This is a genomic window from Ruegeria sp. BH8, assembly GCF_056538065.1.
On sequence record NZ_JBQFSP010000005.1, the window covers coordinates 77692 to 92675 of the forward strand.

The 14984-nt window shown below is 57.4% G+C and carries 12 protein-coding genes and 1 tRNA gene; 9 read left to right on the forward strand and 4 right to left on the reverse strand.

Annotated features, from left to right (window positions below):
• A complete protein-coding gene (locus tag ACR0AD_RS11410) occupies positions 1-423 on the reverse strand; it encodes a hypothetical protein (RefSeq protein WP_209507691.1) in 423 nt (140 codons plus the stop codon).
• Positions 424-1257: 834 nt separating this feature from the next.
• On the opposite strand from ACR0AD_RS11410, the gene ACR0AD_RS11415 reads away from it, so the two are divergent.
• Positions 1258-1342, forward strand: a tRNA-Leu gene (locus ACR0AD_RS11415).
• A 1332-nt stretch (positions 1343-2674) separates the two neighbouring features.
• On the opposite strand, the gene ACR0AD_RS11420 is transcribed toward ACR0AD_RS11415, so the two are convergent.
• A complete protein-coding gene (locus tag ACR0AD_RS11420; RefSeq protein ID WP_480484165.1) occupies positions 2675-3985 on the reverse strand; it encodes a sensor histidine kinase in 1311 nt (436 codons plus the stop codon).
• A gap of 53 nt (positions 3986-4038) precedes the next feature.
• On the reverse strand, positions 4039-4707 hold the full coding sequence (locus tag ACR0AD_RS11425; RefSeq protein ID WP_480484166.1) for a response regulator transcription factor: 669 nt from the start codon (positions 4705-4707) through the stop codon (positions 4039-4041).
• Positions 4708-4846: 139 nt separating this feature from the next.
• Between ACR0AD_RS11425 and ACR0AD_RS11430 the strand changes: the two genes are divergently transcribed.
• The 5 genes from ACR0AD_RS11430 to ACR0AD_RS11450 all read left to right on the forward strand — a co-directional run bounded on the left by ACR0AD_RS11430 (position 4847) and on the right by ACR0AD_RS11450 (position 10404).
• Entirely contained in the window at positions 4847-5935 is a 1089-nt protein-coding gene (locus tag ACR0AD_RS11430; protein WP_480484167.1) for a tricarboxylate transporter, read from the forward strand.
• A 74-nt stretch (positions 5936-6009) separates the two neighbouring features.
• Complete coding sequence (locus ACR0AD_RS11435) at positions 6010-8040, forward strand: tripartite tricarboxylate transporter permease (protein WP_209194861.1); 2031 nt, start codon at positions 6010-6012, stop codon at positions 8038-8040.
• Positions 8041-8050: 10 nt separating this feature from the next.
• On the forward strand, positions 8051-9139 hold the full coding sequence (locus ACR0AD_RS11440) for a 4-oxalomesaconate tautomerase (RefSeq protein WP_480487412.1): 1089 nt from the start codon (positions 8051-8053) through the stop codon (positions 9137-9139).
• 51 nt (positions 9140-9190) lie between these two features.
• A complete protein-coding gene (locus ACR0AD_RS11445) occupies positions 9191-9427 on the forward strand; it encodes a hypothetical protein (protein ID WP_480487414.1) in 237 nt (78 codons plus the stop codon).
• Positions 9424-10404 carry a D-2-hydroxyacid dehydrogenase family protein gene (locus tag ACR0AD_RS11450; protein ID WP_480487415.1) on the forward strand — a complete coding sequence of 327 codons (981 nt, stop codon included), beginning with the start codon at positions 9424-9426 and terminating at the stop codon, positions 10402-10404. The genes ACR0AD_RS11445 and ACR0AD_RS11450 overlap by 4 nt, the downstream gene beginning before the upstream one ends.
• Here the strand turns inward: ACR0AD_RS11450 and ACR0AD_RS11455 are convergent.
• Positions 10373-11437, reverse strand: a complete 1065-nt coding sequence (locus ACR0AD_RS11455) for an AbrB family transcriptional regulator (RefSeq protein ID WP_480487417.1) — start codon at positions 11435-11437, stop codon at positions 10373-10375. The genes ACR0AD_RS11450 and ACR0AD_RS11455 overlap by 32 nt on opposite strands.
• 78 nt (positions 11438-11515) lie before the next feature.
• Between ACR0AD_RS11455 and ACR0AD_RS11460 the strand changes: the two genes are divergently transcribed.
• From ACR0AD_RS11460 to tcuB, 3 genes are read left to right on the forward strand one after another with little or no spacing between them, the layout of a single operon-like run.
• Positions 11516-12196, forward strand: coding sequence for a GntR family transcriptional regulator (locus ACR0AD_RS11460; RefSeq protein WP_480484186.1), 681 nt, complete (start codon positions 11516-11518; stop codon positions 12194-12196).
• Positions 12197-12207: 11 nt separating this feature from the next.
• On the forward strand, positions 12208-13602 hold the full coding sequence (gene tcuA, locus ACR0AD_RS11465; RefSeq protein WP_480487419.1) for an FAD-dependent tricarballylate dehydrogenase TcuA: 1395 nt from the start codon (positions 12208-12210) through the stop codon (positions 13600-13602).
• On the forward strand, positions 13592-14671 hold the full coding sequence (gene tcuB / locus ACR0AD_RS11470; protein WP_480484173.1) for a tricarballylate utilization 4Fe-4S protein TcuB: 1080 nt from the start codon (positions 13592-13594) through the stop codon (positions 14669-14671). The genes tcuA and tcuB overlap by 11 nt, the downstream gene beginning before the upstream one ends.
• Positions 14672-14984 lie beyond the last annotated feature (313 nt).

Sequence of the window (14984 nt, forward strand, 5' to 3'; positions counted from 1 at the left end):
TTAACCTCCGGTTCCCGTAGCTGCGATGCGGGGTTCATGCGAAGGACGGCCCGTTGGAATTCCTGTCAGCGTGTCGATACGTGCGATCAGGTCCAAAGCGTTGCCCAGAATGTCAGCCTCGGCGCGCGGGCTGATGGTTTCGTAAGCCTTGGCGTCAGCCAGCACTTCGATCGAGCTGAAGCGATCGCCGTTTTCAAGGCACGCAACGCGGCGTCCGGTCGGGAAACCCTCGGATTTGACCGCGGGCAATGGCATACGCGCATTGGCCAGCAGGTAGTGGTCTCCGGAATGGGTTCGGAGCGATATCCCAAAGCCCGTGTTCGGGTGGTCCCGGTTCAGGATCTTGAGTTCGCCAAGAAAGCTTTCGCGAGCAAAGAAGACAGCCTCTTGCTCGGCAGTAGCGGAGGGATTCAGATCGGTCACAGCAGTAAACCTTGTACTGGAGTTGAGCAGGAAACTCGTACCGGCGCCAAAGTGGCAAAAAAGACTCATTAACTCCTGCTAAACAACAAGACCCTTCAAGGCGGTCTTATTTTGACGTGAATAAGATTTTTTGGCGTTTGAAATGTGGCAGCTTTGTGGTGGAGTTCTCTTGAGAATGCCTCAACCTGCGCGGGAATGCCTATGACGCAAGAGCCATTCCGCACCTACTGTATGAAACCGAGCGGAGACCGGCGGAACACAATTGCCTGAACCTGACGGTGCGGGTTATTCAATAATCTGTGTGGCCCTGAAGGGCACTTTAGTCGGATAAGTTATTCTTGTTGTTTCAGAAACCTGAAGTTGCTCTCTGAGTTGGAAAGGGTCGCAGATGCGTTTTCTGGGGTGTCGTGGCGAGTAATCCCGCGCCTCCTCCCATGGATTCAACTATGAACGCGCAAGGGCAATGAAGTAGGATTTCCATGTTCGCCATTGGTGATCTGACAACAAGCTGTCGGCTTTTTCTAGGACTTTGGTCAACGTAAGAGCGATATTTCGCAGGCTAGCTGGGTCAATTTTTAACTTCGGCACGAATGAAGAGCTCTTCCTAAATAGCGTGGACATTGTCCCGCAGGATATCGGGTTTCACGGCCACTGATGTTCCCATCAACTTTCCACTGACGAGCCTCTTGGGGCTATACATTTTCATAAGATAGCGTGGTTGCCCCATATCTCATCAGAGGATCTACAAACTTGGCGATACATGTATTTTACCCCTCGCGCTCGGAAGCAAGCTTTGTTATTGACCGCTTCAATCCAGCGCTGCGGCGCTGAGTTGCGGGTGTGGCGAAATTGGTAGACGCACCAGATTTAGGTTCTGGCGCCGCAAGGCGTGGGGGTTCAAGTCCCTCCACCCGCACCATATCCCCAAAAAATTCATCTAATTATCAATGCGTTGTGTTTTTGATTCTATTTACAGCCCACCCCTTGGCCCACCTTTTGAAAATACCATTCTCAACTTCCTTGTTTGCTATCCGAAAAATCGGCGCGAGTGCCAACTGTGGTATACGAAATTGGTTTTCTCGAAGCCTTGCGACACTTCCACCTCAGAATTGGCAGGCCTTAACTGACTGAAAAGTAATCTGATTCACGGGGTTCGATACCTCAAGCTAAAGGACTTTCCTTTAATTCTCACTTTCGTCCGAAACCTAAGCATTCTGAAAAAATGTAGGTGGTGCTATATTGAGCATCCAAAATCAGAGCTTTACTTTAACCGCTACAATTTCTCCCACACCGATTAATCACTTGAGTCGCTACAGTGATCGAGTTGCACAACAAAGGGGTCGGGTTGCGGGCATAAGGAGCGTTGGCTGCAGCAAAAAAGTAGGCAGCTGGCACATTACAGCTAAAGGTCACAATAAGGAGATGAGGTTTTTCGGTGAATACCCAATTCCCAGAGAAATCGCTGGTCGCTACAACCCAATCCATGCAATGCTATTCAGGTGAAAAACCCAGCTAATACAAACGTTCAGGTGCTAAAATGTTAAAGCGGATGTGGGCGATGATCACCTGGAAACCATCGCGTGAGCATCCGAAAGATTTCTATTGCCTGACACCCTATCTGAACAGCCTAGACCCGATTGAAAATCCCCGCACCCGGATCCGTGACGGACAAAAGGAACGCGAAGCTGGTCGAGACAGAAGGACCGGCAAAACAATCTGGTTGCCGCTTTCTGATTAAGCGTCCTTCGTGCAGCAAACACAGCGACCGTGATTTGCGTAACACAAGCGGATGGAGTGCTCTTTATCAATTTCTTTTTCTTGTTCTTTGTCTATGTCTTGATGGAAGTACGTTCGCTTCGCGTTCGTAGAAACCGCACATTGATTTCATTACAAAAACTCAAATCCTTTCGGTTTTAACGATCACTGATTGCTACTGAAACCGGTGCGTTTTTTCCAACCTTGTATTCATCCGGAAGTTCCAATGGCCCTAACCGGCCATTAACCGTCGGCAACTGGTGCTGTGACGCGGCCCGCCGAACCTGCCGTTCGCTGCAAGCGCAAATTCATCGGCTGGCTGAATTCACACAATGCGGACCAAGCGCCATTTCGCTGCAAAAGGCTTCAAAGTCCGGTGAAGACGTATCAAGACCACCGTGCCCGGCACCTGGGGTGGAAACCGGTCATTCGCTGTAATCGAAAAACTCTCTTTGATTGTGACAGGTTTCGGGTTCCGAGCAGAAATTGAAACAAACTACAGGGCTATGGGAAGCTCGAGCGTAACGCTTGCTCCTTTTTCGGCTTGGTTGATTGCGACCACTCCTCCGTGACGCTTCGCGACAGCTGAGACAATCGACAACCCTAAACCGCTACCTTCGGAATATTCCAGCTGCGAAAATCGACTGAAAACGGCTTCGCTTTGGTCGGGTGAAAGGCCGGTTCCGTCATCAGATACGGTTAGTTTGACGTTCCCCGCGTCACAACGCAGTACAACTGATATTTGACTCAGTTTAGCGCCGCCGTGCTTAAGCGCATTGTCCAGCAGGTTTTTGATAGCCTCTGCCAAAAAGATCCGATCTCCCGAGACCAAGATTGTTGGTTCTGGCAATGTGACTTCAAAATCGATCCCTTTTGCGAGGATATGAACGCCCATATCAGCGCAGGCCTCTTCCACAACCGCACGGAAATCAATCTTGTCCATCTGATCCTGATGCGTAGGTTGCCGCAGTCGTTCCAGCGACAATAGTTGTTCCGCCACTGTAGCCGAATTCTTTGCCGCTGCCACCAGCTCGATTATCCGTTTGTCCTTGTCCTCATCCGTTTTTGCGTCCCGCAACGCCTCGGCCATGGACTGGACCGCTGCCGCCGGATTTCGCAGCTGATGCGCGGCCTCTGAGATAAACACCTGATGGGCGTTGATGCTGTGCTCGACCTGTCCAAACAGCCGGTTCAAGGTCTGAACAATGCCATGAACCTCGACCGGGACCGGGCGTTTGATTTCGCTCAGGTCGTCAGGTGAGCGTAGGTCGATCGCATCCTGCAAATCCAGCAAGGGCCGCAGCCCTCGCGCGACGCCGAACCACACGACAACAGCAAGGGTGGCCAGCAGGATACCCATCAGGATCGCGGCGCGGATCGACAGTTCGTTGGCAAAGGCGTTGCGATCCGCAACGCGTTGCCAAGCTGTTACTGTCGCATCGCCCACCAGGTTATCAAGTGTGACGCGCTCGGTCATTTTCAGTACGCGCACCGGCTCATCCCGATAGATCGCCTCGAAAAACCTCGGCTGGTACGCGTCTTGCTCAGACGGGTTTGCAGCGGTCGGAGGGTATGCATACCCTGTGACGTAGATGCCACCGGGTCCGGTCACGTGATAAAAAATCTCTCCGCCCGATGCGTCGCGGATCAAGCTGCGTGTGGTGGGCGACAGGGCATCGCCTTCTGAAACCGCCACATCGCGCGATATAGCCAGACCGGCGGACAACAGGCTGTCGTCAAAAAGCTCCTGCGCCGTTTGCTGAGCCACCGTGTAGCGCCAGTATCCAAGCAGGATTGCAAGCAGCACCAAGGGCGTCAGAATCAGAATGAAAAGCCTGAGCCTGAGTGAGCCGTGCCGGATCACTTCTGCACCTCAAGCAGATATCCAAGGCCACGGGCGGTCTTGATCCGGATGCCAAGGTTCTGAAGGCGCTTGCGCAGTCGTGACACATGCGGCTCGACGGCCGAATCGTCGACATCGGCTCCCACGCCGTAGACGTAGTCGATCAACTGACTTTTGGGGACGATCCTGCCGCGACGTTCCAGCAGGCATTCAAGCACAGCCATTTCCCGACGCGGCACATCGAGGACTTGGCCCTTTGCGCTCACCTGCCGGGCGGTGCGGTCGAATTCCAGGTCTCCGATCGTTTCGCGCGCACCGTAATCCAGTTGTTTGCGGCGGGACAGGGCACGGATGCGGGCCTCGAGTTCATCCATCTCGAAGGGTTTCACTAAGTAATCGTCGGCGCCCATATCCAGACCCGAAACGCGGTCGCTGGTCTCGGTGCGCGCGGTTAGCAGGATGACGGGCGCGCTGTCACCCCGGTTGCGAAGGGACCGCAAAATCTCAAGCCCAGACCGACCCGGCAGGTTGATGTCCAGAACGATCAGATCTGCGCCTTCTTGCTCCAGATACAAATCGGCGGCGTCGCCATCAGTCAGCACATCCGCGGCATGGCCTCGATCCCGCAGGCGGTAAGCAATTGCGTTGGCGAGGGTTTCGTTATCCTCGACGATGACGATCCGCATCAGGTCTCCCGCAAGTTTCGCGCAAGGTTGGCGTTCCATGATCGCCAGATGGGAGGGGGAATCAACCCCGCAGTTCTATTTGCAATCACGGTGGTGCGAAGGACGCTGACGTGGTTGTCTGGTCAACAGGGAGGAACTAATGGCCATTTCCAACTTCACTCGTCGTGCCGTCGTGGGGCTGATCGCCGCTGCCGGATTCGCTGCACCTGCCGCCGCCGAGGTCGATTTCTCGGGCAAGACCATCGAATGGGTCATTCCGTTCTCGGAAACGGGCGGGTCGGCTAAATGGGCCAACTTCTTTGCGCCGCTTCTGTCCGAGGCTCTGCCGGGTCAGCCAACCGTTGTGGTTAAATTCATGCCCGGTGCAGGATCGACCAAGGGTGCGAACTGGTTTCAGGAGCAGAGCCATGACGACGGCACGCTGCTGTTCGGCACCTCTGGCTCGACACAGTTCCCCTATCTGCTGAGTGACCCGCGCGTCCGCTATGAATACAATGACTGGATTCCTGTCATGGCGTCGGGCACCGGCGGTGTCGCCTATCTGAACGCAGAGGACGGAGCCAAATTCGATGGCTCTGCCAATGCGCTGAAAGACACCAATTTCATCTACGGCTCGCAGGGCGCGACCCGGCTGGATCTGGTCCCGCTGCTGGCGTGGCAGATGTTGGGTATGAATGTGGAGCCGGTCTTTGGCATCAAAGGCCGTGGTGATGGTCGCCTGATGTTCGAACGTGGCGAAGCCAATATCGACTACCAGACCTCGTCCGGTTTTCTGGGCGGCTCGGCTCCGTTGGTCGAAGCCGGTCAGGCCGTTCCCATGATGACTTGGGGCGCATTGGATGCTGATGGCAATATCGTTCGTGACCCGACCTTCCCGGACATTCCGACTTTCAAGGAGGTCTGCGAGGCCACCGATGGCTGCGAAACCAGTGGTGAGGCATGGGACGCATGGAAAGCCTTCTTCGTGGCAGGTTTCCCGGTTCAGAAGCTGGCCTTCCTGCCCGGTGACACGCCGCAAGAGGTCGTCGACGCCTATACCGTAGCGTTCCAAGCAGTGACCGAGCGGGGTGATTTTGCTGATATCTCCTCGAAGCACGTCGGCAAGTATCCGGTGTTCGTCGGCGACGGCTCGAAATCTGCTCTGCAGACGGCGACCAATGTGGATGACAATGCCAAGCAATACGTCCTGAACTGGCTGAAAGAGGCCTACGGCGTCGAGCTGAACTAAGCTGACACGTCGTCGCGCCCAACGAAGGGCGTGCGTTTCTCTAGATACAAAACAGTTTATGAAAGGCGGCCGCTATGGAGGTTTTCGCCACCGCTCTACCTGCGCTTGGTGACGCGTGGGGTTTGATCCTGCAACCCATCGTTCTGGGGTATCTCATTCTCGGCGTCGTCATGGGGCTGGCTGTGGGCGTCTTTCCGGGGCTTGGCGGTATTGCCGGTCTGTCCCTGCTGTTGCCTTTCATGTTCGGAATGGACCCGATCCTTGGTCTGGCGCTGATGATCGGGATGGTTGCGGTGGTGCCGACCTCGGACACGTTTGCGTCCGTCTTGATGGGCATCCCCGGCAGTTCTGCTTCGCAGGCCACCGTGCTGGACGGCTTTCCGATGGCGAAAAAGGGCGAGGCTGCACGGGCCTTGTCAGCAGCCTTTTCCTCGTCCCTATTCGGAGGGCTCGTCGGCGCGACCTTCCTGACCATGTTCATACTTATCGCGCGACCCATCGTTCTGGCCTTCGGCCTGCCCGAGATGTTGATGATCACAATTCTCGGCCTGTCGATGGTCGCCATTTTGGCCGGGCGGATCCCGCTGAAAGGAGTCGCCGCCGCCGGTCTGGGCCTGATGGTTGGCACGATTGGTGAGGCGGATGCAGGCGGTTCGCTGCGCATGGCAACTTACGACATTCCTTATCTGACGGACGGTTTGAAGCTGGTCATCGTTGGCCTGGGTATCTTTGCGGTGCCCGAGATCGTATCGCTGCTGCGTCAAGATCGGTCGATTGCCAAGGGGGCCTCACTGGGCGCCGGTTGGCTGGACGGCGTCAAAGACTGGTTCGCAAATATATGGCTGTCGGTGCGTTGTTCGATCATTGGCGTGATTGTTGGAGTCATTCCCGGCCTCGGCGGCTCGGTTGTCGACTGGATCGCCTACGGTCACTCGGTGCAATCCACCAAGGACAAGAGCAATTTCGGCAAAGGCGAAGTGCGCGGCGTCATCGGCCCGGAAAGCTCGAACAACGCCAAAGAGGGTGGAGGGCTGGTGCCAACTCTGCTGTTTGGCATCCCTGGTTCAGGCTCGATGGCGATCTTCATCGGCGCGGTGGCTTTGCTGGGGTCAGGCGATATCGAGGTCGGTCCGAGCATGCTCAAGGACAATCTCGACATCACCTATTCGATCGTCTGGCTGCTGGCGTTGGCCAACGTCGTCGGGACCATCCTGTGCATCGCGGCATCGGGCGGGATCGCCAAGCTGACCACGATCCGCTTCACCTATCTGGCGCCGTTCCTGTTCATGTTGATCAGCTTTGCGGCGTTCCAATCCGGCCAAAACTTCGAAGACTTGCTGGCCCTGTTCGTGATCGGCCTGATCGGCATCTTTTTACGCCGTTTCGACTGGTCGCGCCCGGCCTTCCTGATCGGTTTCGTTCTGTCGAACCCGGTTGAGAAGTTCACCAATCAGGCGTTCCAGATCGCCTCATTCCGGTTCCGCAAAAGCTTTGGCGAGGGGATGGAATATGTCTTCAGCCCTATCGTCATCGTGCTGATCGTGGTCACGGTTGTTTCGGTCATTCTGGGTATCCGGCAGGCCAAGATGATCATGGCCGAGGGTGATGTTCAGGCCGGTACCAAACGCGCGCCGCTTATCTTTCTGCTGGTGATCATGGCCTATCTGATCGTCGCATTGGTCAACGCCAACATGATCCCCGACTACAATATGACCGACAAGATCATCCCGCTGGTTATCGGCAGCGTCTCGCTATTCTGTTGCGTGATCCTTCTGATCCAGATGATGCGACGTCCCGAAGGCGACGTGATCTTTGCCGACAAGGAAATCGCCGGTGAAGACGCCAGCGCACCCCACGGTCTGTGGTCCACTCTGGCGTGGTTCGCCAGTTTGATCGCGGCCACGTGGGTGGTGGGCTTCATCCTCGCCCTGATAGGGTTCCTGATCGCCTTTCTCCGTATCCGCGCCGGGTCCAGCTGGCAGATGACTCTGATCCTGACCGCCTGCGGCATCGGGTTCATGTGCCTGATGGCGGGCGCTCTGAACCGCGATTTCCCGCCAGGTCTGTTGCAGGACATGGTCAGCCTGCCCTGGCCGTTGAAGTGAGGGGTTCAAAATGACTCAAACCGCAATCCCTTATATCTTGATGCGTGGCGGCACGTCGAAAGGCCCGTATTTCCGCCGCTCGGATTTGCCTGAGGATCTGGACGCGCTGGCCGAGGTGTTGATCGCCGCTCTTGGGTCCGGGCAGTCGCTGAACATCGACGGCATCGGCGGCGGCGCGGCGGTGACCACAAAGGTCGCGATGCTGTCGGTCGGCGAGGATGACTGGGCCGATATCGACTATTTCTTCGCGCAGGTCTCGGTCGAGGACAAGCTGGTCGATTTCAAACCCACTTGCGGCAATATCCTGTCTGGCGTTGCCCCTGCTGCCATCGAGATGGGCTTGTTCAAACCGCAGGGTGATGAAACTGAAGTTCGCATTCGGGCCGTCAACACTGGGGCTCGGATCGTGGCCAAGGTGAATACACCCGGGGGCGAATTGACCTATGAGGGTGATGCGGAGATCGCCGGCGTTCCCGGTCATTCAGCGCCGGTGCAGTTGAGTTTCATGGGCGTGGTGGGCTCGGCCACCGGAGCGTTCCTGCCTACGGGCAACCTGCGCGATGCAGTTCAGGGCGTCGAACTGACCTGCATGGATGTCGCTATGCCGATGGCTATCGCCCGCGCCACAGACTTCGGATTGACGGGCTATGAGAGCGCCAATGAGCTGGACGCAAACCGCGCGTTCTTTGACCGGATGGAGGCCGTTAGGATCGAAGCAGGGCAGCGGATGGGTATGGGGGATGTGTCCAAATCGGTCACCCCTAAGTTCGGCCTTGTTGCTCCGGCCAAAGAAGGCGGAACGCTCGCAGTGCGGTATTTCATGCCGTGGAAAACCCACCCGACCATGGCGGTCACCGGCGCGCAATGCATGGCGTCTTGCGCTTTGACTCCCGGAACCGTCGCCGACGGTTTGCTGGATCGCCCCACGACAAGCCCGGCTGAAGTCGTTCTGGAACACGCCTCGGGCAATATCGACGTGTTGGTGGATTTTTCCACCACCGACGGGTTCACAGTGAACGCGGCGGGTTTGGTGCGGACCGCGCGCAAGTTGGCGGACGGGCATGTTTATGTGCCTGAGTCTGTTTGGAACGGGAGTTGATCAAGTGCAACCCAAATAGTATACTATTGTATACATAGTGGGAGTGACACGATGGACAACTACTCGGAATGCCTCGATATCGCGCGTCAGGAACTCATGTTGGCGCAGTCGGCCCTACGGCGGGACATCGCGGACTACCCGACACCGATTGCTGGCTGCGATGAGCAGTTCAACCATCTGCTGGATCAAAGCGAACGAGTCCGCAATGCACTTTCCGCTCTCAACACATGTCATTTTGTGCCGACGCCAAGAAAACTGAACACCGAGCAGGGTATAGAAAGCCGATGAAGGTCCACATTCTTGATGACTGGTTTGACACGCTGCGTGGCCTGCCTTGTTTTGAGAAACTCACCGGTCATGAGGTGACGTTATGGACGGATCATGTCGAAGAAACTGACACTCTGGCCGAACGACTGCATGACGCGGAGGTGCTTGTCCTGTTCCGCGAACGTACCAAAGTCACCCGCGCCTTGCTGGAGAAATTACCAAACCTGAAACTTATCAGCCAGCGCAGCGTTTATCCGCATGTCGATGTCGAAGCCTGTACAGATCAAGACGTGCTGCTGTGCTCAAACATGCACGGCGGAACGCCGTCTTATGCTGCAGCTGAACTTACTTGGGCGCTAATCATGGTCGGGATGCGGGATTTGCCCGCACAAATGGCCTCGGTCAAAGCAGGGCACTGGCAGGCGGGCGTGGGCAAGACGCTGCGGGGGCGTCAGTTGGGGCTCTATGGCTATGGCCGCATTGCTCGCGCCATTGCAAGTTATGCCGAGGCCTTTGGGATGAATGTGGTCTGGTGGTCATCCGTAGAAGGCCGGGCGCGTGCGCAGGCGGATGGCGCACAGGTCGCGCCCAGCCGTGAAGCGTTCTTTGGCAGCAGCGATGTTGTCTCGGTCCATGTGCGCTTGAAACCGGATACGCGCGGGATCATCACCGCATCGGATTTCGCACAGATGCAGCCGAAGGCGCTGTTTGTGAACACCTCGCGAGCCGGGCTGATCGCACCTGGTGCTTTGCTTGAGGCGCTGAAAGTCGGTCGCCCCGGCAAAGCGGCGATTGATGTGTTTGATTCCGAGCCACTGATTGATTCGACCGACCCGCTTTTGTCACATCCCAACCTGATCGCGACCCCACATATCGGCTTTGTCACTGAAGACGAGTTCGACCTGCAATTCGCGGATATTTTCGATCAGGTGAACGCCTATGCCGAAGGCGCTCCGGTCCACATGATCAACCCCGAGGTTTGGACCAACGCAGAATAAGATTCGCGGCGATGGGCGCACCAATGATCACCAGCACGATCCTTGTCAGATGGTGGGTGATCACAAAGCCCAAATCCGCGCCCGAGACGATGGCCAGCACCGTCATCTCTGCCTGCCCACCGGGCGCGAAGGCCAGAAACGCCTCGACAGGTTGGCCCAGTCCCAAGGTGGTGACAACGGCGGTGAAAGTGGCTGCCAGGACGGCAAGGACAATGACATAGGCGAAGCCCGCTGCCACTACCCGGCGTAGTTCGACCCATGTGACACCTACGAATTTCACACCAATTCCGCAGCCAATGAAAAACTGCGCTGCAAGGATGGCCTCGCGAGGCGGTCGGGTATGAATTAAGTCGCCCAGTGACAAGGCGGCCGTAAGGATCATTGGCCCCAGGATTGACGCCCCGAACAGGCCGATCCGCTCCCCGCCTTTCCAGCCGATAATGGCGGCCAGAACCATCAGCGCCAATTCATGTATTGGCAGGTTGTGCGCGGGCTCGCCAATCGGATTGGTGAGTTGGGCATCATAGAACACGGTGAGGAACAAGGGGGCCAACGTCACGATGATCAGCACGCGCGTACCGTGGATCAAGGACAAGGTACGCGGATTGGCCCCCGCCTCAGTGCCAAAGATGATCATGTCTTGCAAACCGCCCGGCATGGCTGCGTAGAAAGCCGTTGTGGAGTCAAAGCCCCAGAATTTGCGAAAGAATGGCACACCTACCAGCGCGATTAGCAGGATGAAGAACGGGATCAGCGCAATTGACGCGGCCATTTTTGGCAATTCAGCAAACAGAGCCGGCGTAATCGATGCCCCTACCGCCACGCCCAGTATAGTGCGGGCGGCAACCGAGACCTGTCCAAAGCCTTCCATCGGTGCGTGCGCAAGAGCTGCAATCAAACATGCGCTCATTGGCCCGAACAGAAAAGGTAGCGGCAGGTTTAGCGCCCAAAATACCCCTGTGCCCAACACCGCCAGGCCGAGCGTGACGGCCCGTTTCGTCAGAAGAGAGGGGGTATCAGTTTGGCTGTGCAAGGTAAGCGTTCCAGCTTCATTGACTTATAATGTATCCATGTGTATACAACTGGACGCAAGATGACAAGAGAGCCTGCGATGACCCTTCAGGACGACCCGTTACAACCTGGCCCACAAGGCAATTCTGCGTATCAGCGCCTGCTGGGCGAGATTCGCGAGGGCACTCTTTTGCCCGGCGACCGGCTGCGTGAGATTGAGCTGTCTGAACGGTTGGGCGTCAGCCGTACCCCGGTACGCGAGGCGATAAGGCAGTTGGAGGCCGACGGGCTGGTCACGCATGTGCCACGGCAAGGTGCCACCGTGCGCAGTCTGGATTACGCCGAGGTCATGGAACTCTATGAGATGCGCGCCGTGCTTGAAGGGACAGCGGCCCGTCTGGCAGCCCGCGCGGCGTCTGATGTCGAACTGGACGAGCTTGAAGTTCTGAACGACCGGCTGGCCGAGGCGGGTACTGGCCCCGATGCGGCCCAAATCAACAAGATCTTTCACGAAACACTTCTGGATGCGGCCAAGAACCGGTTTCTGGCAAAATCCATGCTCTCCTTGCAAAAGGCGCTGTTGATCCTGGGGCCTTCGCAATTGCTGGATAGCGACCGCGCCGAGGCCGCAGTGGCCGAGCATCGGCGCATCATGGCGGCTTTGAAGGCCCGCGATGGCGCAGCGGCCGAGACAGAGATGCGCGCGCATATTCAGGCTGCGCAGCGGATGCGCATCCGCGCGTTGCAGGACCGCGACCGCTCAATCGACGAAAGCCAGTAGGTAGACAGGATATGGCCACCCCAAAGGAAGCTTACGATATCGCTGTGATCGGTGGCGGCAATGCGGCTCTCTGCGCTGCGATGACTGCAGCCGAGGCAGGCGCCCGTGTTCTGATCCTTGAAACGGCGCCAAAACCTTATCGCGGCGGAAACTCACGCCATACGCGCAATTTTCGCTGCATGCATTCGGGCCCGTTGGGTCCGCTCGTCGAGGCGTATAGCGAAGACGAATACCTCTCGGATCTGCTGAAAGTCACCGGTGGAAAAACCGATGAACATCTTGCCCGGTTGGCGATCCGCACGTCGGAAGAATGCCTTCCCTGGATGCAAGAACACGGGGTCCGGTTTCAGCCGTCGCTTTCCGGCACATTGTCATTGGCACAGACCAATGCGTTTTTCATGGGGGGCGGCAAATCTCTGGTGAATGCCTATTACCGCACGGCGGCAGGTTTGGGTGTAGATGTGCTGTACGAAGCCGCCGTCACGCATTTGGAACTGAATGGTGATCGGATCGAGTGGGTCGACTATAGCTATGAAGGCCAGTCTCATCGCATCGCGCCCAAGGCGGTCATCGTTGCCTCCGGCGGCTTTCAGGCCGACACGGATTGGCTCACCCGAGCCTGGGGTGAACCTGCCAAGAACTTCCTGATCCGGGGAACGCCTTACAACCGAGGCGTTGTCCTGTCTGATCTACTGGACCAAGGAGTAGAAAGCGTTGGCGACCCGACCCAATGCCACGCCGTTGCCATCGACGGGCGCGCGCCGAAATTCGACGGCGGCATCGTCACCCGTCTGGACTGCGTTCCGTTTTCCATCGTCGTGAACAAACATGCCGAGCGGTTCTATGACGAGGGCGAAGACGTCTGGCCCAAACGCTACGCGATCTGGGGCCGTTTGGTGGCGGCGCAGCCGGATCAGGTGGGATATGCCATCATCGACGCCAAATCGCTGAACCTGTTCATGCCGTCCGTGTTCCCTCCGCTAAAGGCGGACACGTTGGACGAATTGGCCGGGATGATGGGCCTGCCCGCGGAGAAACTGAAAGCAACCGTCAGCGCATTCAACGCCGCCTGCGGTGACACCAGCGGGTTTCATCCGACCGAACTGGACGGGGTGGCGACCTCGGGCCTGATCCCGCCCAAGACCAACTGGGCGCGCCCAATTACCGAACCGCCGTTTTACGGCTGCTCGATGCGGACCGGCGTGACCTTTACCTATCTTGGGTTGAAGGTTGACGAGACAGCCCAGTGCTCGACCCCAAGCGGCAAGATCAAAAACCTTTGGGCGGCCGGGGAAACGATGGCCGGGTCCATCCTTGGGCAAGGCTATCTGGCGGGCTTTGGCATGACCATCGGAACTGTCTTTGGACGCATCGCAGGACGAGAGGCCGCCGCTTATGCAAACTGATCTTATTCAGGAAGCCCGCCGCCAGGCCGAGATCTGCAACGCCTGCCGCTATTGCGAGGGTTATTGCTCGGTCTTCCCGTCGCTGCACGCAGAGCGCGCGTTCTCGGATGGGGACATCACGCAATTGGCCAACCTGTGCCACAACTGCCGGGGCTGTTACTACGCCTGTCAGTACACCGCCCCGCACGCGTTTGACCTGAACCTGCCCAAGGCGCTGGCTGAAGTGCGGCGAGACAGTTGGGAAAGCTTCGCCTGGCCGCAGCCGCTGGCACGCCGGTTCCACACCCATGGCGGAGCCATCGCCCTGGCGTTGGTGGTCGGATTTGCCCTGTTGTTCTGGGCGACCCGCGCCATCGGTTCCAGTGGAGGCGAAGGGTTTTATGCCGTCCTGTCCCACAACGCGATGGTCGCGATCTTTGCGCCTGCATTCCTGCTTCCTCTGTTCAGTATCGCCTTCAGCCTGAGGCGCTATTGGGCAGAGGTTGGTGGCAAACCGATCCAGATGTCTGATCTGACGGTTGCGCTCAAACGCGCGGGCAAGATGCAGGATCTGGCCGCAGGCCATGGCGAGGGTTGTAACTTCGAGGACGAAGACCGGTTCAGTCAGGGCCGACGTCACATCCACCACGCTGTTATGTATGGTTTTCTGCTGTGCTTTGCGTCGACCTCGGTGGCGACGATCATGCACTATGTCTTCGGAATGTACGCGCCTTACGGGTTCTGGTCGTTGCCGAAACTGTTCGGGATTTCCGGGGGGCTTCTGCTGACGGTGGGGTGCGGTGCGATGGCGCTGCTCAAGCTAAAGTCAGACCGAGACCTCGGCGATCCGTCGGCCTGGGGCGGGGATATCGGCTTCATCCTGTTGCTCGGGTTTGTGGGGCTCAGCGGGCTGGTTCTTTACGCCCTCGGTTCAACACCTCTGATGCCCGCACTGCTGGCCATCCACCTCGGATCGGTCCTGACCTTCTTCCTGCTGACGCCCTACACAAAAATGGCACACGGCTTCTATCGGCTTGCGGCGCTGGTCCGAGACGCACAACGAAAAAGAGATGCGTCCATGGTCCGTTAACAGCCCGTCGCGTCTGAGTGAGCAGAAAGAACATGCAATAGGATCAAATATGATTGTGAAGAACTCTGCGTTGCGGCACTTCGAGTGGCGGTCAACGTCCGGAATGGGCCGTCCATTGTAGGGCCAACGGCAGCGACGCACGCTTCGCACGTATTTGGGCCGACCGCAGCAATTTGCACTCTGGGCTCGTAGTCGACCTCCGCTACCTCCCGTGTCTACGACTGAAGGCAGCCCAAAGCGGGCACTCGAACGGTGCTACATCAGACGGTGCTGGAACCTAGTATCAGGTTTCACATCAATGAGGCGCTCAAGA

Coding starts and splice junctions, on each gene's coding strand:
- ACR0AD_RS11445 (WP_480487414.1), top strand. CDS start 9,191: ATGGACAACTACTCGGAATGCCTCGATATCGCGCGTCAGGAACTCATG.
- ACR0AD_RS11430 (WP_480484167.1), top strand. CDS start 4,847: ATGGCCATTTCCAACTTCACTCGTCGTGCCGTCGTGGGGCTGATCGCC.
- ACR0AD_RS11425 (WP_480484166.1), bottom strand. CDS start 4,707: ATGCGGATCGTCATCGTCGAGGATAACGAAACCCTCGCCAACGCAATT.
- ACR0AD_RS11435 (WP_209194861.1), top strand. CDS start 6,010: ATGGAGGTTTTCGCCACCGCTCTACCTGCGCTTGGTGACGCGTGGGGT.
- ACR0AD_RS11450 (WP_480487415.1), top strand. CDS start 9,424: ATGAAGGTCCACATTCTTGATGACTGGTTTGACACGCTGCGTGGCCTG.
- tcuA (WP_480487419.1), top strand. CDS start 12,208: ATGGCCACCCCAAAGGAAGCTTACGATATCGCTGTGATCGGTGGCGGC.
- ACR0AD_RS11460 (WP_480484186.1), top strand. CDS start 11,516: ATGACCCTTCAGGACGACCCGTTACAACCTGGCCCACAAGGCAATTCT.
- ACR0AD_RS11440 (WP_480487412.1), top strand. CDS start 8,051: ATGACTCAAACCGCAATCCCTTATATCTTGATGCGTGGCGGCACGTCG.
- tcuB (WP_480484173.1), top strand. CDS start 13,592: ATGCAAACTGATCTTATTCAGGAAGCCCGCCGCCAGGCCGAGATCTGC.